The 18993-nt window shown below is 67.3% G+C and carries 21 protein-coding genes; 5 read left to right on the forward strand and 16 right to left on the reverse strand.

The features are described 5' to 3' along the window. Positions 1–20: 20 nt before the first annotated feature. The gene (locus GGQ93_RS05345) at positions 21–626 is read right to left on the reverse strand and encodes a flavodoxin family protein (RefSeq protein ID WP_054765731.1); all 606 of its coding nucleotides are present in this window, start codon (positions 624–626) and stop codon (positions 21–23) included. 185 nt (positions 627–811) lie between these two features. On the opposite strand from GGQ93_RS05345, the gene scpC reads away from it, so the two are divergent. After that, a complete protein-coding gene (gene scpC, locus GGQ93_RS05350) occupies positions 812–2323 on the forward strand; it encodes a succinyl-CoA:acetate CoA-transferase ScpC (protein ID WP_183215585.1) in 1512 nt (503 codons plus the stop codon). A gap of 113 nt (positions 2324–2436) precedes the next feature. Here scpC and GGQ93_RS05355 read toward each other — a convergent pair whose 3' ends face one another. The 10 genes from GGQ93_RS05355 to folK all read right to left on the reverse strand — a co-directional run bounded on the left by GGQ93_RS05355 (position 2437) and on the right by folK (position 11470). After that, complete coding sequence (locus GGQ93_RS05355; RefSeq protein WP_224764414.1) at positions 2437–3672, reverse strand: serine hydrolase domain-containing protein; 1236 nt, start codon at positions 3670–3672, stop codon at positions 2437–2439. Between the two features lie 15 nt (positions 3673–3687). Beyond that, positions 3688–4635, reverse strand: coding sequence for a GTPase Era (gene era / locus GGQ93_RS05360; protein ID WP_054765728.1), 948 nt, complete (start codon positions 4633–4635; stop codon positions 3688–3690). Further along, positions 4632–5342 (reverse strand): ribonuclease III, encoded by a 711-nt coding sequence (gene rnc / locus GGQ93_RS05365; protein WP_183215589.1) that lies wholly within the window; start codon positions 5340–5342, stop codon positions 4632–4634. The genes era and rnc overlap by 4 nt, the downstream gene beginning before the upstream one ends. Continuing rightward, on the reverse strand, positions 5342–6055 hold the full coding sequence (gene lepB / locus GGQ93_RS05370; RefSeq protein ID WP_224764416.1) for a signal peptidase I: 714 nt from the start codon (positions 6053–6055) through the stop codon (positions 5342–5344). The genes rnc and lepB overlap by 1 nt, the downstream gene beginning before the upstream one ends. Before the next feature lie 340 nt (positions 6056–6395). Next, entirely contained in the window at positions 6396–6797 is a 402-nt protein-coding gene (gene acpS / locus GGQ93_RS05375; RefSeq protein ID WP_054765726.1) for a holo-ACP synthase, read from the reverse strand. After that, positions 6794–7534: a pyridoxine 5'-phosphate synthase gene (locus tag GGQ93_RS05380; RefSeq protein WP_183215591.1), complete on the reverse strand. Its 741-nt coding sequence runs from the start codon at positions 7532–7534 to the stop codon at positions 6794–6796. Before GGQ93_RS05380 ends, acpS begins: the two co-directional genes overlap by 4 nt. A 40-nt stretch (positions 7535–7574) precedes the next feature. Further along, positions 7575–8159, reverse strand: a complete 585-nt coding sequence (gene pyrE, locus GGQ93_RS05385) for an orotate phosphoribosyltransferase (protein WP_152950231.1) — start codon at positions 8157–8159, stop codon at positions 7575–7577. Positions 8160–8198: 39 nt separating this feature from the next. After that, the gene (locus GGQ93_RS05390) at positions 8199–10379 is read right to left on the reverse strand and encodes a RelA/SpoT family protein (protein ID WP_054765723.1); all 2181 of its coding nucleotides are present in this window, start codon (positions 10377–10379) and stop codon (positions 8199–8201) included. A gap of 98 nt (positions 10380–10477) precedes the next feature. Next, positions 10478–10837 (reverse strand): DNA-directed RNA polymerase subunit omega, encoded by a 360-nt coding sequence (gene rpoZ, locus GGQ93_RS05395; RefSeq protein WP_054765722.1) that lies wholly within the window; start codon positions 10835–10837, stop codon positions 10478–10480. Positions 10838–10921: 84 nt separating this feature from the next. Further along, positions 10922–11470 carry a 2-amino-4-hydroxy-6-hydroxymethyldihydropteridine diphosphokinase gene (folK, locus tag GGQ93_RS05400; protein WP_224761548.1) on the reverse strand — a complete coding sequence of 183 codons (549 nt, stop codon included), beginning with the start codon at positions 11468–11470 and terminating at the stop codon, positions 10922–10924. A gap of 25 nt (positions 11471–11495) precedes the next feature. Between folK and GGQ93_RS05405 the strand changes: the two genes are divergently transcribed. From GGQ93_RS05405 to GGQ93_RS05415, 3 genes are all read left to right on the forward strand, one after another. Beyond that, entirely contained in the window at positions 11496–12038 is a 543-nt protein-coding gene (locus GGQ93_RS05405) for a LabA-like NYN domain-containing protein (protein WP_152950228.1), read from the forward strand. Further along, a complete protein-coding gene (locus GGQ93_RS05410; protein WP_054765720.1) occupies positions 12035–12673 on the forward strand; it encodes a uracil-DNA glycosylase in 639 nt (212 codons plus the stop codon). The genes GGQ93_RS05405 and GGQ93_RS05410 overlap by 4 nt, the downstream gene beginning before the upstream one ends. A gap of 98 nt (positions 12674–12771) precedes the next feature. Continuing rightward, positions 12772–12963 (forward strand): hypothetical protein, encoded by a 192-nt coding sequence (locus GGQ93_RS05415; RefSeq protein WP_183215593.1) that lies wholly within the window; start codon positions 12772–12774, stop codon positions 12961–12963. A gap of 16 nt (positions 12964–12979) precedes the next feature. Here the strand turns inward: GGQ93_RS05415 and smpB are convergent, their stop codons facing one another. Together smpB and dapA are read right to left on the reverse strand one after the other, a co-directional pair. Further along, positions 12980–13453, reverse strand: coding sequence for an SsrA-binding protein SmpB (gene smpB / locus GGQ93_RS05420; protein WP_054765718.1), 474 nt, complete (start codon positions 13451–13453; stop codon positions 12980–12982). Further along, on the reverse strand, positions 13453–14337 hold the full coding sequence (dapA, locus tag GGQ93_RS05425) for a 4-hydroxy-tetrahydrodipicolinate synthase (RefSeq protein WP_182713611.1): 885 nt from the start codon (positions 14335–14337) through the stop codon (positions 13453–13455). Before dapA ends, smpB begins: the two co-directional genes overlap by 1 nt. A 125-nt stretch (positions 14338–14462) precedes the next feature. On the opposite strand from dapA, the gene GGQ93_RS05430 reads away from it, so the two are divergent. Continuing rightward, a complete protein-coding gene (locus tag GGQ93_RS05430; RefSeq protein ID WP_221233572.1) occupies positions 14463–16514 on the forward strand; it encodes a lytic transglycosylase domain-containing protein in 2052 nt (683 codons plus the stop codon). Here the strand turns inward: GGQ93_RS05430 and GGQ93_RS05435 are convergent. From GGQ93_RS05435 to GGQ93_RS05445, 3 genes are read right to left on the reverse strand one after another with little or no spacing between them, the layout of a single operon-like run. Further along, positions 16508–17263 (reverse strand): ABC transporter ATP-binding protein, encoded by a 756-nt coding sequence (locus GGQ93_RS05435; protein ID WP_224764415.1) that lies wholly within the window; start codon positions 17261–17263, stop codon positions 16508–16510. The two genes, GGQ93_RS05430 and GGQ93_RS05435, sit on opposite strands and share 7 nt — an antisense overlap. Beyond that, positions 17263–18252 carry a FecCD family ABC transporter permease gene (locus tag GGQ93_RS05440; protein WP_183215596.1) on the reverse strand — a complete coding sequence of 330 codons (990 nt, stop codon included), beginning with the start codon at positions 18250–18252 and terminating at the stop codon, positions 17263–17265. Before GGQ93_RS05440 ends, GGQ93_RS05435 begins: the two co-directional genes overlap by 1 nt. Next, the gene (locus GGQ93_RS05445; protein ID WP_183216087.1) at positions 18249–18968 is read right to left on the reverse strand and encodes an ABC transporter substrate-binding protein; all 720 of its coding nucleotides are present in this window, start codon (positions 18966–18968) and stop codon (positions 18249–18251) included. Before GGQ93_RS05445 ends, GGQ93_RS05440 begins: the two co-directional genes overlap by 4 nt. Positions 18969–18993: the final 25 nt, after the last annotated feature.

The following is an 18993-nucleotide window of genomic DNA, read 5'->3' on the forward strand; positions in this document are numbered from 1 at the left end:
CGCCCGTTCTAGTCCTGTTCTCAGCTTTCGGGAACGGGGTAGGTGTCGGGCCTCAGAACCCGGGCCAGGGCCAGCAGATTGCGCGCGGCGTTTCGGCCCACCCGATCGGAATAGTCATGGCCCTGATCCGTCTCGACATAGTCGGGACCGGCGCCCGGCCCCAGGTGCCAGTAGGTCCAGCTCTGCGCCGGCATGGTGAAGCCCATGTCGATCAGGGCCTGGGACACGGTGGCGACGATATGGTGCGCGCCGTCCTCATTGCCGGTGATGACGATGCCGCCCACCTTGCCGAAGGCGACGGGCCGGCCGCTGTCGTCCGTTTCCCCGAACAGGGCATCCATCCGCTCCAGGGCCCTCATACAGACGCTCGACATCTGGCCGACCCAGGTCGGGGTGGCGAAGACGACGATGTCGGCCGCCATAATCTTGGCGTGAACCGAGGGCCAGTCGTCGCCTTCGCCCTCGTCCGTCCTCACGCCCGGCTTGAGGTTCAGATCCACCAGCCGGACCAGCTCGACCTCGGCGCCGCCCTTTTCCAGCTCCGCGATCACCACCCGGGCGAGGGCCTCGGTGCTGGACGTCTGGGGCGAAGGTTTCAGGGTGCAGTTCAGAACGAGCGCTCTCATGGGGATCCTTTCCGTCGTTTTCTGGCAAACCGGCGGGGCCTTGAGGCGTTCCATCGAGGCGTGGCGGGTTTGACGAAGATCAGGGACGCCTGGGCCGATCTAGACCAAGGTCGAATGGATCGCCTTCAAGGCGCCGCCTAACCGAGACGCTGAAGGCCCTCCCCTGCCGTAACCCTGAAGAGTTCATGTCGCGCATCCGTTGTTCGTCCCTGCGTTCCAAGCTTATGTCGGCCGAAGACGCCGCCGCCCTGATCCCTCCAGGCTCCACGGTGGGCATGAGCGGCTTCACCGGCTCCGGCTATCCCAAGCTTGTCCCCCCGGCCCTGGCCCGGCGGATCGAGGCGGCGCATGACGCGGGCTCCCCCTTCCGGCTGAACCTGTGGACCGGCGCCTCGACCGGACCCGAGCTGGACGGCGCCCTGGCCAAGGCCGACGGCATCGAACGGCGCCTGCCCTACAACTCCGACCCCATCGCCCGCGAGAAGATCAACTCCGGCCAGATGGACTATCTGGACATGCACCTCAGCCACCTGGCCCCCATGGTCTGGCAAGGCGTGCTGGGCAGCCTCGACACGGCCGTGATCGAGGTTTCGGCGGTCAAGGAGGACGGCTCCCTGGTCCCCTCATCCTCGATCGGCAACAACAAGACCTGGCTGGACCGGGCCGAGCGGGTGATCCTCGAAGTCAACGCCTGGCAGGATCCCGCCCTGGAGGGGATGCACGACATCTATTACGGCACCGCCCTGCCGCCCAATCGGGTGCCCATCCCCCTGACCCGGCCCGACCAGCTGATCGGCCAGCCGACCCTGCGCTGCGACCCGGACAAGATCGTCGCCATCGTCGAGACGGAGGCGCCGGACCGCAACCTGCCCTTCGCCGCTCCGGACGCCAACGCCCGCGCCATCGCCGATCACCTGATCGAATTCCTGAAGCATGAGGTGAAGGTCGGCCGCCTGCCCGCCGCCCTGCTCCCGCTCCAGTCGGGCGTCGGCAATGTCGCCAACGCCGTCCTGGCGGGCCTGATGGACAGTCCGTTCGAGCGGATGGCCGCCTATACCGAGGTCATCCAGGACGGGATGCTGGACCTGCTGGACGCCGGAAAGCTGACCGTCGCCTCCGCCACCGCCTTCTCCCTCAGCCCAGAGGCGGCGGCCGATCTGAACAGCCGGATGGCGCAGTTTCGCGGCAAGATCATCCTGCGCCCGCAGGAGATCTCCAACCACCCCGAGCTGATCCGCCGCCTGGGCTGTATCGCCATGAACGGCCTGATCGAGGCCGACATCTACGGCAACGTCAACTCGACCCAGGTCATGGGCTCGCGCATCCAGAACGGCATCGGCGGTTCGGGCGACTTTTCGCGCAACGCCTTCATCTCGTGTTTTGTGACCCCCTCGACGGCCAAGGGCGGCGCCATCTCGGCCATCGTCCCCATGGCCAGCCACGTCGACCACATCACCCAGGACGTCCAGGTCATCGTCACCGAACAGGGCCTGGCGGACCTGCGCGGCCTGTCGCCGAAACAGCGCGCCCGGCTGATCATCGCCCAGTGCGCCCACCCCAGATACCGCGACGGACTGACCGACTATTTCGAGCGCGCGCTGAAGGGCTCCTACGGTCTCCAGTCGCCGCATCTGCTGAACGAGGCCCTGTCCTGGCATCAGCGCTATATCGACACTGGGTCCATGCTTCCGGCCTGAGGAAGCGGGTCGGATCACTTCCGTCCGCTCCTGAATACGGCGGCGCAAGCCTTTGCGCCCCGCGCCGGTCCGTTTGACGGGAGCGGACGCTTTTAGGACGGCCTCAGATGAGGCTAGCGGTGCAGGGTCGTGGGGAAGTCACGGCCCAGGGCTTCGGCCATCGCCTGCTGGCTGATCAGGAAGACCTGATCCCGAAGGTGATAGTTGTTCGACAGCACGATCACCGTCACATCGGCGTCGGGTTGGTACAGCATCAGGTTGCGGAATCCGCCCCAGCTGCCGGTGTGGTAGATTTGGCGATCCTGGAAGCTTGGCCGAACCTGATCGCCCAGCCGGTTCGCGAAAATCCCGTAGCCCCAGTCGCGGCGTGGATGGCCCCGCTCCATCGGCGTATCGGCAGGGGCGTGGTCGGCGAGCATCTGCTGATAGCTGGACGGCTTCAGCAGACCGCCGCGGTGCAACGCCCTCTGCCAGACCAGCAGATCGTCCAGCGTCGAATAGACCGCCCCCGCCCCCGCGACGATGGAGGTGTTGGCGTTCGGCTGGGCCGCCAGCCCGCCGGGGAAGTTGGCGTACCCCATAATCAGCCCATGGTCGCCGCCGTCCAGGTCCAGCCCGCTGTCCTTCATGCCCAGGGGGCCGAAGAAGGTGTCGTGCATATAGGCTTCATACGGCCGTCCGCTGGCCTTCTCAACGATCGCCGCCGCCAGGTTGAAGCCTGCATTGTCGTACCGGACCTTGGTCCCTGGCGTGAACTGCAGGCCGAACCGCTTCGAATCCTCGGTCAGCTCGTCCAGGGTCGCCGGAGTCGTGCGCCTCATGCCCCAGCCCGGCCGCGCCATCAGGTCCGGTATGCCCGAGGTGTGCGAGAGCAGATGGCTGATCCGCACCGGCTCCCACGCCTTCGGGCAAGGCTGGATCCATTTGCATACCGGATCGGAGACGCTCAACTTGCCTTCGTCCTGTAGCCGCAGAATGGCCGCCGCCGTGAACTGTTTGGAGATCGAGGCCAGCCGGAACCGGGAGTCCAGTTTCAGCGCCTGGTCCTGCCCATAGTTCGCCTTGCCGTAGACCTGACGGAACAGAACCCGGTCGCCCCTGGCCACCAGAACCCCGCCCATGAACCGACCGGCGGCAGCCTCGCGATCCAGCCGCGCGGCCAGCCGAGGCAGGTCCTCGACCACGACCAGCGGCGGGCGCGGCGGCGTCTCGGGCGAAGCGGCGGCGCGCGCTGCGTCGCTGACGGGCCTTACCGCTGTGGAGAATCCGGCCCAGACGGCGCCGCCGAGGATCAGCGCCCCCAGGACGCCCAGAACGAGCCGGGGATGCCCCCCCGGGGTACGCGGCACTTCAAACACGGGCGCTCAGACGTCGAAATCCAGACCGAACTGGGCGTAGAGCGCCCGCGAATCCTGCCACTTCGGATCGACCTTCACCGTCAGGAACAGGTGGACCTGGCGGCCCAGGATCTCGTTCAGCTCCTCACGCGCCTTCTGGCCGATCCATTTCAGGGTCTGGCCGCCCTTGCCCAGGACGATGGGGCGCTGGCTCTCGCGCTCGACATAGATGGTCTGTTCGATCCGGGCCGAGCCGTCGGCCCTCTCCTCGAAACTGGTCGTCTCCACCGCCGCCGAATACGGCAGTTCCTCGTGGACGCGCAGATAGACCTTCTCGCGCGTGATCTCGGCCGCCAGAACCCGAACCGGCACGTCCGCCGCCTGGTCCTCGGGATAGAGCCACGGCCCCTTGGGCATGGACCGCGCCAGCCTTTGCTTCAGGTCCTCGACCCCGTCGCCGTTGGCGGCGGAGATCATATAGACCTCCTCATAGACGCCGCTCTCGAAGAGCTTCTGCGACAGGCCCAGCAGGGTGTCGCGCCGCATGCCGTCGATCTTGTTCAGGGCCAGGATCACCTTGGTCCCCGTCGCCTTGAGATTGGCGATGATGGTCTCGGTGTCCTCGGCCGAGCGCCGATCCGCCGCCGTGCCTTCGCGACCTTCGGCGTTGATGTGCGACTGGGCGTCGATCAGATGCACCACCACGTCCGCATCCTCGGCGCCGCCCCAGGCCGAGGCGACCATGGCCCGATCCAGACGCCGGCGCGGGGTGAAGATGCCGGGGGTGTCCACCAGCACGATCTGGGCGTCGCCTTCCATGGCGATGCCGCGCACGGGGAACCGCGTGGTCTGCACCTTCTGGGTGACGATGGAGACCTTGGACCCGGTCAGCCGGTTGACCAGCGTGGACTTGCCCGCGTTCGGGGCGCCGATGATGGCGGCGAAGCCCGCCCGCTGGTTTTCAATATCGGTCAAATGACGCCTTCACGTTTCAAAAGGGCCGTTGCGGCCGCCTTCTCCGCCTCCTGACGCGAACGCCCCTGCGCGGTCAAGGGCTCCACGCCTTCAACGGACACCTCGACCGTGAAAGTCGGTGCATGATCCGAACCCGTCCGATCTGCGATGCGATAGGTCGGCAGGGGCCGGCCCAGCCCCTGGGCCCATTCCTGCAAGGCCGACTTGGGATTGGTCACGGTTCGCGAAGGGGGCGCTGCAAATTCCGCCGCCCAGGCCTTGTCGAACACGGTCCGGGCCGCCTCGAGACCGCCGTCCAGATAGACGGCCGCCAGTATGGCCTCGACCGCATCGGCGATGACCCCGGCCTTGCGGCGGCCGCCCGTCTTGGTCTCGCCCGGCGAAAGCCGCATCGCCGGGCCGACGCCCAAGGCTTCGCCCACACGGGCGCAGGCGGTCTTGTCGACCAGGGCGTGCAGGCTGGACGACAGCTGGCCCTCGTCCGCCGTCGGATAGTCGCGCGACAGCTTGTCCGCCACCAGCAGGCCCAGCACCCGGTCGCCCAGGAACTCCAGCCGCTCGTTGTGCTTAGGCCCATGGACGCCGACCGGCGCGCCCTCGCTCACGCTGGCGTGGGTCAGGGCGCGATCCAGCAGGGCCTTGTCCCGGAAATGATGGCCGAGCTGCGCCTCAAGCGCCGCGACCGCCTCGGCCCGCGTATTCGCCATCAGTGCAGAACGTCGAAGAACCGATCGAGCCGCACATTGCCCCAGGTCCAGGGCTTGAACAGCGAGGCGCCCGGCTTCCACGAGAACAGGATGATCTGCGCCTTGCCGACCAGGTTCTCGGCCGGGACCATGCCCACGCCGCTGGACTGTTCGACGCGGCTGTCGATCGAGTTGTCGCGGTTGTCGCCCATCATGAAATAGTGACCGGCCGGCACCTCATAGACGGGGGTGTCGTCCAGATCGTTGCCCGGGCCGAAGTCCTGGGTCATGAAGCTCTTGCCGTTGGGCAGGGTCTCGCGAACCTCGGTGACGGGGCGCGGGCCGAAGATGTCGTTGATCTCCTGCTGGCTGACCACGACGTCCTGAACAGGTTTATCGTTGATATACAGCTTGTTGGCGATCATCTGGATCCGATCGCCCGGCAAGCCGATCACGCGCTTGATGAAGTCGGTCTTGTCGTCGCGCGGCAGTTTGAACACGACGATGTCGCCCCGCTTGGGCGCCGACCCCAAGATCCTGCCGTCGAACAGCGGCGGGCTGAACGGGATCGAATGTCTCGAATAGCCGTAGGACCATTTCGACACGACGATATAGTCGCCCTCATACAGGTTCGGCTCCATCGAGGCCGATGGAATGGTGAAGGGCTGGAACAGGAAGATCCGCAGCACCATGGCGATCAGCAGGGCGAAGACGACCGTCTTGACGATTTCCATCGTCTCGTCCCCGGCCCCGCCGCCCTGTTTGGCCTTGGAAGACTTGTCCGCCTTTTGCGCCGCAGGCGCCGGCGCGTCCTCGAAGGGGGCGTCGCCGTCGTCGCTCCAAACCGGCCGCTTTGCGGCGACCGGCGTCGTCGAGGTCATCGGCTCGACAGGCGCCTCCGCAGGCTTCTCCGCCTTGTCGCCCTCAGTCCAGACATAGACGTCGCCCGCCGAGGCCGCACCCGCAGCATCGCTCGTCTTCACGTCGTCGCCCTGCGGCTTTTGATCTTCGCTCATGCGATCAAGCATCCCCTTGCCGCGTCCTCGCGGTCGTCCAGTGACGGGTATATCGCGATTACGACAGCGGCAAGGCTTCGATCACCACGAAGGCGAGCGCATAGGGGTGTTCGTCGCTCAGGGTCAGGTGAATCTTCGCCTCGTGCCCGGCCGGGGTCAGCCGCGCCAGGTGATCGGCCGCGTGGCCGGTCAGGGCCAGGGTCGGCTGCCCGGACCTCAGGTTCACCACCCCCATGTCGCGCCAATAGACGTCCGCCCTCATGCCGGTGCCCAGGGCCTTGGCGCAGGCCTCCTTGGCCGCGAACCGCTTGGCGTAGCTCCAGGCCGGGTCCGGCTTCCGATCCGACCGCGCCCGTTCGATGTCGGTGAAACACCGCTGTTTGAACCGCTCGCCGAACCGGTCGAGCGAGGCCTGGATACGCCGGATGTCCGACAGGTCCGCGCCGACGCCGATGATCACTTCGCCGAATCCATCGCCGCCCGCATGCGACGGATCGCTGTATCCAGGCCCACAAATATGGATTCGCCGATCAGGAAATGGCCGATGTTCAGCTCCCGAATCTCGGGAATGGCCAACATCCTTGGGGCGGTCTCATAGTCGAGCCCGTGACCGGCATGGACCTCCAGCCCCAGGATGTCGGCCTGGGCGGCGGCGGCGGCCAGCCGCTCGAACTCGACCTCCCGCTCCCCGGGATCGGTCAGGTGGCAATAGCGGCCGGTGTGAAATTCCACCACCTGGGCGCCGACCGCCGCAGCGGCCTCGACCTGAGCCTCGGACGGTTCGATGAACAGCGAGACCCGTATCCCAGCTTCCGTCAGGGCCTGGGCGACAGGCTTGATCCGCGCCTCCTGTCCCGCCACCGCCAAGCCGCCTTCCGTCGTCACCTCCTCGCGCCGCTCGGGCACAAGGCAGGCGGCGTGGGGGCGGTGGCGCAGGGCGATGCTCAGCATCTCGTCGGTCACGGCCATCTCAAAGTTGAGCGGCTTGCCTGCGCGAGCGCAGAGCGCGCTCAGCACGCCGATGTCGGCATCCGTAATGTGGCGCCGGTCCTCGCGCAGGTGGGCGGTGATGCCGTCTGCCCCCGCCGTCAAGGCCGTCTCCGCCGCTCTGGCCGGATCCGGATGGGCGCCGCCGCGGGCGTTCCGAACCGTCGCGACATGATCAATATTGACGCCCAGCCTCACCCGTTCGCGCATCTTCAGCTCCTCGCCGGCCCCGACGTCGCTTCGCCGGACATTATTTCGCAAGTCTGCGGCTGCCGGGGTCTTCGACCGGCACGGCCGCAAGTTCCGGCGGCAGGGCGTCGGCTGGATAGGCCGGCACCTCCAGCGACGCCAGGGCGATGAGGGGCACGCCCACATCGGCCTTTCCGCCTGACCGATCGACGATACAGGCTGCAGCGACCACCTCGCCTCCCGCCGCCTGGATGGCGGCGATGCATTCGCGCGACGACAAGCCGGTGGTGACGATGTCCTCCACCATCACAACCTTCTGGCCCGGCTCGACCGAAAACCCGCGCCTCAGTTTGAACTGGCCGCCTTCGCGCTCGACATACATCGACGGGACGCCCAGGTGACGCGCCGTCTCATAGCCGGGAATGATCCCGCCCACGGCCGGCGAAATGGCCACATCCACCGGCCCGACCGTCGCGACGATCTTTTCCGCCAAAGCCTTGCACAGCCGCTCGCAGCGGTCCGTCTGCATGAAGACCAGGTTCTTCTGCAGAAAGACCGGGCTGTGCAGACCGGAGGACAGGACGAAATGGCCTTCGCGCAGGGCGCCGGCGTCGCGAAACTCGTTGAGGACGTCTTGGGTGTTCATGCGGGGCGTCTTAGCGCCTCGCCCTGTCCGGCGAAAGACTCAGCCGCGCCCGCGATCGACGTTGTCGACCGAAGGATTGGCCCGCAGAGCCGCCATGATGGTGGTGGCGTGTTTGGCGTCCTCCACCTCCACATCAATCGTCACGTCAAAGAAGTCCTGCTGACGATAGGCCATCGACAGATTGATGATGTTGCCGCCCGCCTCGCCGATCAGGGTGGTCACCTGCCCCAGCACGCCCGGCGCATTGCGGATGGTGGCGTTCAACCGGACCGCGGCGACGGCGTCCGTCTCGGCTTGAGGCGTCCATTGCAGATCGTGCCAGACCGAATCGTCATCGGCGAAGGCCGCCAGGGCCTGACAGTCGATAGTATGGACGGTGAGCCCGGTTTCCGGCTCAAGAATGCCCACGATGCGATCGCCGGGCACAGGCGTGCAGCAACGGCCGAAATGGACGCTGACGCCGGGCGTCAGTCCGCCCCCGCGAACGAACAGCCGCGCCGTATCGCCCTCGATCCTCTGTTTTTCCGGCCCGGCCTTCAACCGCCCCTTCAAGGACGGGAACAGGGTCTCGGCCACGGTCGTGGGCGAGAACCGACCGCGGCCCAGATTTTCGAACACATCGTCGTCCGAGGCGACCGCCAGGGTTTCCAGAACCGGCTTCAGCGAGACGTCAGCCAGAGACTTCTCCACCCGGGCCAGCGTCTGCTCCAGCGCCACACGGCCCAGCTTGATGAACTCTTCACGCTCGGAGGTTCGGATATGACGACGAATGGCGGAACGGGCCCGCCCGGTCACCGTCAGACTACGCCAGTCCGCCGGCACCTCCCGCTTGGCCCCGCGAATGATCTCGACCACGTCGCCGTTCTGCAAGGGCGTCCGCATCGGCTTGAGCTCGCCGTTGACCTTTACCCCAACGGCCGTGTCGCCGACCTCTGTATGAACCGCATAGGCGAAGTCCAGCGGCATGCCGCCCCGCGGCAGGGTCACCAGCCGGCCCTTGGGCGTAAAAACGAAGACCTGATCCAGGTACATTTCGAGCTTGGCGTGCTCGACCCAGTCCTCTCCGCCCTCGCCGTGTTCGATCACCTGAACCAGATGGCGCAGGTTCTGCAAGGGATCGCGGCCGCCTCCCGTCGCCATGGCTTCATGATCGAAACCGTAGGAATGGTTCTTGTAGCGCCAGTGGGCCGCCACCCCGTCCTCGGCGACGCGGTCCATAGCCTCGGTGCGGAGCTGCATTTCGATTCGCAAGCCGCGCGGCCCCACGACCGTGGTGTGCAGGGAGCGGTAGTTGTTCGACTTGGGCGTGGAGATGAAGTCCTTGAACCGTTCCGGGACCATCGGCCAGGCCCGGTGGATCACGCCCAGCGCCCGGTAACAGTCGTCCTCCGCCTCCAGAATGACGCGGAATCCATAGATGTCGGAGAGAGACGAAAACCCGACGGACTTGCGTTGCAGCTTGCGCCAGATGGAATAAGGCGTCTTCTGCCGACCGAAAACCCGCGCCGGCACCCCGGCTTCCGACAGCACCCGCTCCACCTCGTCCGACACGCCCTCGATGGCGTGACCATGCTCCAGCTTCAACGCCTCAAGCCGACGTTCGATGGCCGTCTTGGCCGTCGGATTCAGATGGGTGAAGGCCAGTTCTTCCAACTCGGAAGCAATGGAGTGAATGCCAATCGACCGCCCCAGGGGTGCATAGACCTCAAGCGTCTCGCGGCTGATGCGCTCACGCTTCTCCGGCTTGACGTACTGAAGGGTCCGCATGTTGTGCAGGCGGTCCGCCAGCTTGACCAACAGGACCCGCACGTCCCGGCTGATCGCAAGAATGAATTTGCGGAGGTTTTCGGCCTGGCGCGTATGCTCGGCCTGAAGCTCAAGCCGGCTCAGCTTGGTCACGCCCTCGACCAGGACGGCCACCTCTTCCCCGAACATCTGGGCGATGTCTTCGCGTGTGGCCGAGGTGTCCTCGACGACGTCATGCAGCAGGGCCGTGACGATCGTCGCCGTGTCCAGCCGATAGTCGGTCAATATGCCCGCGACCTGGATCGGATGGGCGAAATAGGGATCGCCTGAAGCCCGCAGCTGCGAGCCGTGCATCTTCATCGCATAAACATAGGCGCGATTGAGAAGCGCCTCGTCAGCGGTCGGATCATAAGCCTTGACGGCCTCGATCAGTTCGAACTGACGCAGGATCGGCGCGCGCTTGAGCGGCGCCATGTCTTTCGCCGGCTCGATTTTGTCTGCAGCTTGGGGCGCCGGCGGAACCGTCTCGGTCCGCGCCGGCAGGATAGTGACGCCTGGGGCTCCCTCGGGCGTCAGTAGCGCTCCTCCTGACCGCCATCCCGGTCGCTTTGCAGGGCGCGGATCAGCTCGGCCTCGGCCATGTTCATGTGCTGCGGCTCGGCCAGCAGAGCGACGGTTTCCGCCTCGTCCTCGGCCTCCGTGCGCTCATCGACACGTTGCAGCGTCGTGATGATGGTCTCGCGCAGTTCATCGGGCGCCACCGTGTCGTCGGCGATCTCGCGCAGGGCGACCACGGGGTTCTTGTCATTGTCGCGGTCGATCGTCAGGGCGGCGCCGTTGGCGATGCTGCGGGCGCGGTGACCCGCCATCAGCACCAGACCAAAGCGGTTCGGAACCTTCTCGATGCAGTCTTCGACGGTGACGCGGGCCATGAAATTCCTCGAACGCGGGGGAGAACCGCGTCAAATACAGATGTGGTCGCTGTTTTGCAACGCCAGAGCGGCGAAACTACGGCGTCAGATGGGATGAGCGTCCTTGCCGACCCCTGCGGCCCCGGCAAGGGCTGCGGCGTCGCCGCCGGCGGGATGCACCCAGTCCGGCGCAATCTCCGCAATCGGCCCCATGACGAATCTGCGCTCGGCCGCCCTGGGATGCGGCAGGATCAGGCCGTTCAGGTCGCCGATCAGTCGCCCGTAGGCGATCAGGTCCAGATCCAAGGTGCGCGGCGCGTTGCGCGCCGACCGACGCCGCCCGAAGGCGTCTTCGATCCGGCCCAGGGCCGCCATCAGATCATGGGGATCATGGGCGGTGCTCACGATCACGACGCCGTTCAGGAACGGCGGATCCTGCGGATCGGGCCATGCCAGCGACGACCACCAGGACGACCGGGCGATGATGTCGATCCCTTCCGTGCGAAACCGCGCCAGAGCCGCCTCCAGGGCCTCGCGGCAAGACGACCAGGCCCCCTTGTCATTACAGCCCAGCGCCACGATGACTGCGGCGTTCAGGTCGAGTGCGGCGTCGATTCTCGTATCGACCGGCGCCCCTCGCCTTTCGTCCCTCATTTCATCTCTTTCGACGGCCTCGACCATGTTTCATCCCACCGACCGCCTGGCGATCTTCATCGACGGGTCCAACCTGTATTCCGCCGCCCGCGCCTTGCAACACGATATGGACTTCCGGCGGATGCTGGACTGGTTTCGCGAGAAATCCATCCTGATCCGCGCCTACTATTACACCGCGGTGGTGGAGGGCGAAGAGTTCTCACCGGTAAAACCCCTGGTGGACTGGCTGGACTACAACGGCTTTTCCGTCGTCACCAAGCCGGTGAAGCGGTTCACGGACACGGCCGGCCATAGCCGGATCAAGGGCAATATGGACATGGAGATCGCGGTGGACATGCTGGAGCTGGCTCCGGCGCTGGATCATGTCGTGCTGTTTTCGGGCGACGGCGACTTCCGACGGCTGGTCCAGGCCGTCCAGGCCAAGGGCGTGCGGGTGACGGTCATCTCCACCCAGAAGACTCAGCCGCCCCACATCGCCGACGAACTGCGCCGTCAGGCGGACGCCTTCCTGGACCTGAACGATCTGATGGCCGACTTCGGCCGACCCAAGTCGGCGACGGCGCAATGAGCCTAACGCCCGAGCCGCCCCGCGACTGTCCGCTCTGCCCGCGACTGGTGGCCTATCGCCAGGAAAACGCCCGCCAGAATCCGGATTGGTGGAACGGCCCCGCCCCCTCCTTCGGCGACCCTCAGGCGCGGCTTCTGGTCGCCGGCCTGGCGCCGGGCCGCACCGGAGCCAACCGCACCGGCCGTCCATTCACGGGCGACCACGCCGGATGGCTGCTGTACGACACGCTGAAGAAGACCGGCTTCGCGACCGGAACCTATGAGCCGAACGGCGACGATGATCTGACCTTGGTCGATTGCATGATCACCAACGCCGTCCGCTGCGCCCCGCCCGGCAACAAGCCCCTGCCGGTCGAAGAGACGACCTGTCGTCCTTTCCTGATCGACCGACTTGCGCTTCTGCCCAATCTTAAGGTCATCATCACCCTGGGCGACGTATCCCGCCGCAACATCCTCAAGGCGTTCGGCCGCCCCGCCTCGGCCATGCCGGCGGGGCATGGGGCCGAGGGCGAGGCCGGGGGCTATGTGATCCTGAACTCCTATCACTGCTCCCGATTGAACACGAACACGGGTCGCCTGACCCCGGACATGTTCGAAGCGGTGTTCAATCGCGCCCGGTCGATCATAGAAGCCTGACCGTGCTGTCGCGGAGGTGTCGCACCAATCCGGCAGGATCCAATTGAGGCGGAACTGAGGCCCCGCCGCTGCGTTCTCGAGCGGAGGGAGGCTGAACCATGCAACGCACGACCGATCGACTCTTCACCCCAGCCGAGCGCAGGCTGGCCTTGATCGCAGCTGTGGTCGTGGTCGCCTTCACGGTGCTGACGCTGTTGACCGGGGGTCTGGTCACCCCCTCCGCCGGCGGCCAGATGAGCCGAGGAGTCTCCGACCTGCCCGGCGTGACGGACGCCCGCCCTCTCAGCTAGGCGACGGCGACGGGGCTCAGCCCTTGTCCCGCATCAACCGCGCCTTGTCGCGCTGCCAGTCCCGTTCGGCCGAGGCCTCGCGCTTGTCGTGCAGCTTCTTGCCCTTGGCCAGGGCGATCTCCAGCTTCGCCTTGCCCGCCTCGTTCAGATAGAGCCTCAGCGGGATGATGGTCTGACCGTCGCGTTGCACCGCCCCCATCAGCTTGTCGATCTGCTTGCGATGCAGCAACAATTTGCGCGGCCGGCGGGGCTCGTGATTGAAGCGGTTGGCCTGTTTGTAGGGCGGAATGTCGGCGTTGATCAGGACGATCTCTCGCCCCTCAACCGCCGCATAGCTTTCGGCGATATTGGCCCGGCCATCGCGCAGAGCCTTGATCTCGGTGCCCAGCAGCTGAATCCCCGCCTCTATATTGTCCTCCAGGAAATAGTCGAAGCGCGCGCGGCGGTTCTCGGCGATGACCTTGGACTTGGGCTGCGGCTTGGGCGCCATCAGATCACGCCCGCCTCGACCATGGCCTTGTCGATGGCCGGCTTGACCGCGTCGGAGGTCGGCGACAGCGGCAAGCGCGCCTCTTCACGGCACAGGCCCAACCGGGCCAGGGCGTATTTGGTCGGGGCGGGAGAATTATCGAGGAACAGCGCCTTACACAGACCGATCAGACGGTCCTGCCAATCCCGCGCTGCGGCATAGTCGCCGGCCGCCGCCGCATTGTGCAAAGCGACCATGGCTTCGGGCGCCACATTCGACGCCACCGAAATCAGTCCGACCCCGCCATGGGCGTGATAGCCCAAATAGCTGGAGTCATCGCCGGAGATCAGGTCGAACGGCTCTTGGATTTCGGCCCGCATCCAACTGACCCGGCTCATGTCGCCGGTGGCGTCCTTGATGCCGACGATGTTCGGATGAGCCGCCAATCGCGCCACCGTCTCATTCGCCAGGTCCGCGCCGGTTCGCGCGGGCACGTTGTAAAGCAGGATGGGCAGTTGGACGGCGTCCGCTATAGCCTCGAAATGCGCCGCCATCCCGGCTTGGGACGGGCGGATGTAATAGGGCGTCACGACCAGGGCGCCGTCCGCCCCCACCGTCTTGGCGTGACGGGTCAGGTCGATGGCTTCCTTGGTGTAGGGCGAACCGGTTCCGGCGATGACGCGAACGCGGCCGGCGACCAGCCGCACGCACAGTTCGATCACATGTTTGTGCTCGTCCAGATCCATACTGGCGCCCTCGCCTGTCGTGCCGACGGGCACCAGACCGCTGACGCCTGCGGCGATCTGACGCTCGATCAGCGTGGCGAATGCGGCTTCGTCCACGTTTCCGTCATGAAGTGGTGTGATCAGGGCGGTGATCACGCCCTTGAACAAGGGGGCGGTCATGGGACTAGCTAGCCTAATTGGGGAGGGGCGATGGACGGACGTCCAGGACCTCTGTCTTGAGAGCGCGAGACGTTAGGTCGCCAGCGGCTTCGCCGCAACCGGGATGAATGAGAACAGGAAAGATCATGATTGCGACGAGTCTGGCGGCGGTTCTCGCCTTGATTGCGCCGAGCCCTCAAGACGCGGCGCCGGCGCAGGCCGTCCCCTATGGTTCCGTCACTCAAACCGGCGTCGCCTATGGCCAAACCCGCGTCCTGAATGATCAGGACACGGCGCTGTTTCGTCAAGGACTGGCCGCCGCGCGGGCGCGCGACGTGCTGGGCGCCCAGTCGGCCCTCTCACAGATCGGCGATCCCGCAGCGCGCAAACTGGTCCAGTGGGCCCTGATCGACACCTCGGGCGAACAGCTGTCCTACGCCGACCTCGCCCGCGCCCAGACGGAGCTGGCCGGCTGGCCGAGGGCCGAATCACGCCGCGAAGCGACAGAAAAGGTGCTGGCCCGGTCCGGCGTCGGCCCGGACGCCGCCCTGGCCCTGTTCGCGCAGGAACCGCCCCGCACGGTCGAGGGCGCCATCGCCTACGCCGCCGCCCTTGAACAGAGGGGGCGACGCGATGAGGCGCGCGCCCTGATCCGCGAATGGTGGCGCACGCGATCCTTCGACGAGGCGCCGCAATCGCGCATTCTGGCCGCCTGGGCCGGATGGTTGACCCCGGCCGATCATGAGACCCGCCTCAATCTGCTGCTGATGGGCCCTCACGGCCCGGCCACCCGCGCGATGACGGGCCTCGTCTCACCGGAACGGGCGGCCGTCGCCAACGCCGTCATGAGCCTGCGCACCGCCTACAGCCCTGACGCCGTGGTCGCTTCCCTGACCCCGACACAGGCCGTCGATCCCGTCGTGGTCCTGGAACGGGTTCGTATCCTGCGGTCTCAGAACCGTCAGTCCGAAGCCTTCCCGCTTCTGGCCTACCTCCCGCCCGCTCCGGGCCACACGGTCGGCGACGACACCCTGTGGACCGAGCGCCGCAACTATTATCTGGACGCCCTGCAGCAGGGAAACTGGCGCGCCGCCTATGATGCGATGAACGGCCACGGCTTCACCTCGGGCGACCGAATGGTTGACGCCGAATTCTTCGCCGGATGGGTCGCCCTGACAAAGCTGAACCAGCCCGAAGTCGCCGCCCGTCATTTCGAGGCCCTGCGCACCGCCTCCTCCACTCCGATCACCCAGGGCCGCGCCTATTACTGGCTGGGCCGGGCCGCCGAGGCCCGGGGCGAGCGCGACGCCGCCCTCGCCCATTATCGCAACGGCGCCCAGCACTGGCAGACCTTCTATGGCCAGCTCGCCGCCGAAAAGGCCGGGATGACCACCCTGACCCTGCCCGGTGATCCGGCGCCTACCCCTGCGGACATCGCCCGATTTGAAGCCGACGAACGGGTTCGCGCCACTCGGATTCTCGGCGAGACCGGAGAGACCAGCCTGCTGCGGGTCTTCGCCTATCAGCTCGACAACGACCTCCCGACGATCGAGGATCTGGCCCTGCTGATGGATCTGAGCCGCAGCTACGGCGACGGTTTCGCGGCCATGATGGTCGGCCGTGCGGCCAGCCAGAGGGGCTTTGTCCTGCCAGAGCGGATGTATCCGGTCCGCATACCGCCACAGGTCGCCGGCGCGGCGCCGCTGGAGTTCACCCAGGCCATCACGCGTCAGGAATCCAGTTTCGACCCCCGGGCCCGCTCCGGCGCCGATGCGCGCGGAATGATGCAGTTCCTGCCCTCCACCGGCTCCGGCGTGGCCCGTCGCCTGGGCATGAGCTTCTCGGCCGAACAGCTGTGGGACCCGGACTACAACATGACCCTGGGCAGCTATCACCTGGGCGAGCTGATGGCGGCCAACAACGGCTCCATGCTGCTGGCCACGGTCGGCTACAACGCCGGCCCAGCGCGGCCGAACCAGTGGATCGCTCGCTGCGGCGACCCGCGCGGCGACGCCAACGCCGCCATCGACTTCATCGAATGCGCCCCCTTCACCGAGACGCGCAACTATATGATGCGGGTGATGGAGAATATGGCGGTCTACAAGGCCCGGCTGAACGGCGGCTCGGCGCCCCTGACGCCCTCGGCCGACATTGCGCGCGGCGCCGCGGCGGGTCCTCGTCCCTACGTCGCCTACTGAGCCCGGCGGGCCGCCAGCAGCGGCCCGTCCGGTGTTTCGACCCAGCGCCCGTCCAAGCCGAAGACGCTTCTGAGCACGCCCGGCTCCAGCGCCTCCATCGGCGGGGCGGCGGCGGCGACCTGTCCCTGATGCATGACCACCACCTGGTCGGCGAAGGCCGCCGCCAGGGCCAGGTCGTGCAGGCTGACCAGCACGGCGGCGCCGCCGTCCGCGCGGCCGCGCAGCCGCTCCAGCACCAGCCGCTGCGCGTCCGGATCGAGCCCCGCGATCGGTTCATCCGCCAGCAGCATGGGGGCGTCGGTCGTCAAAGCGCGCGCCAGCAGCACCCGCGCCCGCTCGCCGCCGGACATTTCGGCTACGCCGCGATCGACCAGATGGGCGCCGCCCACTTCAGCCAGAGCCCGCTTGGCCCGCGCCAAGGCTTCGGGACCGGCCAGGAAGGGCGCGCCCAGGGCCGCCACCTCCACCGCCGGCAGGTTCCAGGCGATCCGCCGCTCCTGGGGCAGATAGGCGACGCGCCGGGCCCGTTCTCGAGGGGACAGGGTCGTGACGTCGTCGCCGTTCAGGCGGGCGACGCCGCCGTCCAGCGCCAGCAGTCCGACAAACGCCTTGATCAGGCTGGACTTTCCGGCTCCGTTGGGACCGACCAGAGCGACCAACCGGCCGCGCTCGACCTGTACGTCCGCACCGTCCAGCACCTTGCGCCCGCCCAGGGTCGCCTCGGCGTCCCACATCGTCAGCGGCGCGATCACAGCCGCCACTCCCGCGCCGCCCGCCAGGCGATCAAGGCGAACAGGGGCGCCCCGATCAAGGCCGTGAACACCCCCAGTTTCAGCTCCTGATCCGTCGGCGTCAGCCGCGCCGCTAAGTCCGCGACCACCAGGATCAATCCGCCCGCCAGGGCCGAGGGCGCCAGGATTCGCCCCGCGTCCCCGCGCACCGCCGCCCGCACCAGATGGGGCGCCGCCAGACCGACGAAGCCGATCACGCCCGCGACCGCCACCGCCGCCCCCGTCGCCAGCGCCGCCGCGATCAGGGCGAAGCCTCTCAACCGCCCCATGGAGAGCCCCGACGTTGCGGCCGTTTCATCGCCAAGGGTGAGCATTCGCAGTCCCCGCGCCGACAGGGCGGCGAAAACGGCCGCGATCGCCAGGGCCGGCGCCACCCAGGCGACATCGACCCAACTCCGGTTCTGCACCGATCCCAAGAGCCAGGCCATGACCTCGGCCTGGGCGATGGGGGACGGCGACAGGTTGAAGATCAGGGCCGTCGCCGCCCCCGCGAAACTCGACAGGGCCACCCCGAACAGGATCAGGGCCTCCGGCGCCCGCATCAGTCCGGCTGCCGCGACCAGCACCCCGCCGGCCACAGCAGCGCCGGCCAGGGCCGACATCTCCACCAGGCCCCCAACGCCCGCGCCGCCGAGGACGATCGCCAGGGCTGCGCCCAGGGCCGCCGTCGCCGAAACCCCCAGAACGCCAGGATCGGCCAGGGGATTGCGGAGCAGCCCCTGCATCACCGCCCCCGCCAGCCCCAGAGCCGCCCCCACGACCAGGGCGCAGACGGCGCGGGGCGCCCGCACCTGCCACAAGACGTCCCAGGGACCTGAAGACGGATCGCCGAAGGCCGCCGCATACTGGGCGCGGTCGAACCCCGTCTCCCCGAACAATACGGCGGTCGCCACGGCCGCCGTACAGAGCAGGCCCAGCCTCACGCACAGACGAACCGTCCGACTCATGGCCGCGCCTTCATCATCTCCACCCCGTTGGCGGCGAACCAGGCGGGACAGGTCAGGACGGCCGCCGGCAGCTTCGCCGCCGTCCGCCCCTTGGCGGCGCGGCGCACCACCGGATGGCGGCCTGCTCCCCGCCAGTCGGCCCGCAACTGGTCGAAAAAGCCCAGCACGAACCGGAGGGGCGGCTGAAGCGCGATCTGCTCGACACTGACGGCCCCGAAGCCCGGCGCGGTCGTCAGATTGCGAAAGCCGGCCGCCCGCATCATCGCATCCATCAGCGTGCCGGGACCGGACGTATAGCCGCCCGAGGTCAGATAGAGGGCGCCGGGCGTGGGGCTTCCGGCGGGCGGCGCCGCGCGATCCAGCTTGGCCTGCATGGTCCGCTCCAGTCGAGCCCCCCGCTCGGCCTGCCCGAGACCCTGCGCTGCGGCGCGAATATTGGCGCGCACCCCGTCGAAGTCCGTCGCGTCCGCGATTGTGATCACCTTGGTCCCGCGCTGCTCCAGGGCCGCCAGCAGCCGGGGTTCGCCGCCCCAGTAGCGTAGGACCACATCCGGCTTGAACCCCACCGCCGCCTCCAGGGTCGGGCGCAGCCGCCGGTGTCCGGCCGCCTCGCGCCTCAGCCAGGCGTCAGGGTCGTCGGCGCGCGGCGACAGGGCCAGTTCGGCGTCCGGCGCCAGGGCCAGGACATATTGATCGGCGCACTGATCCAGGGCCATGACCCGCAAGGGCCGAGCCTGGGCG

It is taken from the genome of Brevundimonas aurantiaca, from assembly GCF_014199955.1.
In the GTDB taxonomy this organism is placed as follows: domain Bacteria; phylum Pseudomonadota; class Alphaproteobacteria; order Caulobacterales; family Caulobacteraceae; genus Brevundimonas; species Brevundimonas aurantiaca.

Excerpts from the sequence above, each read along its gene's own strand:
- GGQ93_RS05345 (WP_054765731.1), bottom strand. The coding sequence starts at position 626 with ATGAGAGCGCTCGTTCTGAACTGCACCCTGAAACCTTCGCCCCAGACG.
- scpC (WP_183215585.1), top strand. The coding sequence starts at position 812 with ATGTCGCGCATCCGTTGTTCGTCCCTGCGTTCCAAGCTTATGTCGGCC.
- rnc (WP_183215589.1), bottom strand. The coding sequence starts at position 5,342 with ATGGCGAATACGCGGGCCGAGGCGGTCGCGGCGCTTGAGGCGCAGCTC.
- lepB (WP_224764416.1), bottom strand. The coding sequence starts at position 6,055 with ATGGAAATCGTCAAGACGGTCGTCTTCGCCCTGCTGATCGCCATGGTG.
- GGQ93_RS05380 (WP_183215591.1), bottom strand. The coding sequence starts at position 7,534 with ATGCGCGAACGGGTGAGGCTGGGCGTCAATATTGATCATGTCGCGACG.
- pyrE (WP_152950231.1), bottom strand. The coding sequence starts at position 8,159 with ATGAACACCCAAGACGTCCTCAACGAGTTTCGCGACGCCGGCGCCCTG.
- GGQ93_RS05390 (WP_054765723.1), bottom strand. The coding sequence starts at position 10,379 with ATGGCGCCGCTCAAGCGCGCGCCGATCCTGCGTCAGTTCGAACTGATC.
- rpoZ (WP_054765722.1), bottom strand. The coding sequence starts at position 10,837 with ATGGCCCGCGTCACCGTCGAAGACTGCATCGAGAAGGTTCCGAACCGC.
- folK (WP_224761548.1), bottom strand. The coding sequence starts at position 11,470 with ATGAGGGACGAAAGGCGAGGGGCGCCGGTCGATACGAGAATCGACGCC.
- GGQ93_RS05405 (WP_152950228.1), top strand. The coding sequence starts at position 11,496 with ATGTTTCATCCCACCGACCGCCTGGCGATCTTCATCGACGGGTCCAAC.
- GGQ93_RS05410 (WP_054765720.1), top strand. The coding sequence starts at position 12,035 with ATGAGCCTAACGCCCGAGCCGCCCCGCGACTGTCCGCTCTGCCCGCGA.
- GGQ93_RS05415 (WP_183215593.1), top strand. The coding sequence starts at position 12,772 with ATGCAACGCACGACCGATCGACTCTTCACCCCAGCCGAGCGCAGGCTG.
- smpB (WP_054765718.1), bottom strand. The coding sequence starts at position 13,453 with ATGGCGCCCAAGCCGCAGCCCAAGTCCAAGGTCATCGCCGAGAACCGC.
- dapA (WP_182713611.1), bottom strand. The coding sequence starts at position 14,337 with ATGACCGCCCCCTTGTTCAAGGGCGTGATCACCGCCCTGATCACACCA.
- GGQ93_RS05430 (WP_221233572.1), top strand. The coding sequence starts at position 14,463 with ATGATTGCGACGAGTCTGGCGGCGGTTCTCGCCTTGATTGCGCCGAGC.
- GGQ93_RS05440 (WP_183215596.1), bottom strand. The coding sequence starts at position 18,252 with ATGAGTCGGACGGTTCGTCTGTGCGTGAGGCTGGGCCTGCTCTGTACG.
- GGQ93_RS05445 (WP_183216087.1), bottom strand. The coding sequence starts at position 18,968 with ATGGCCCTGGATCAGTGCGCCGATCAATATGTCCTGGCCCTGGCGCCG.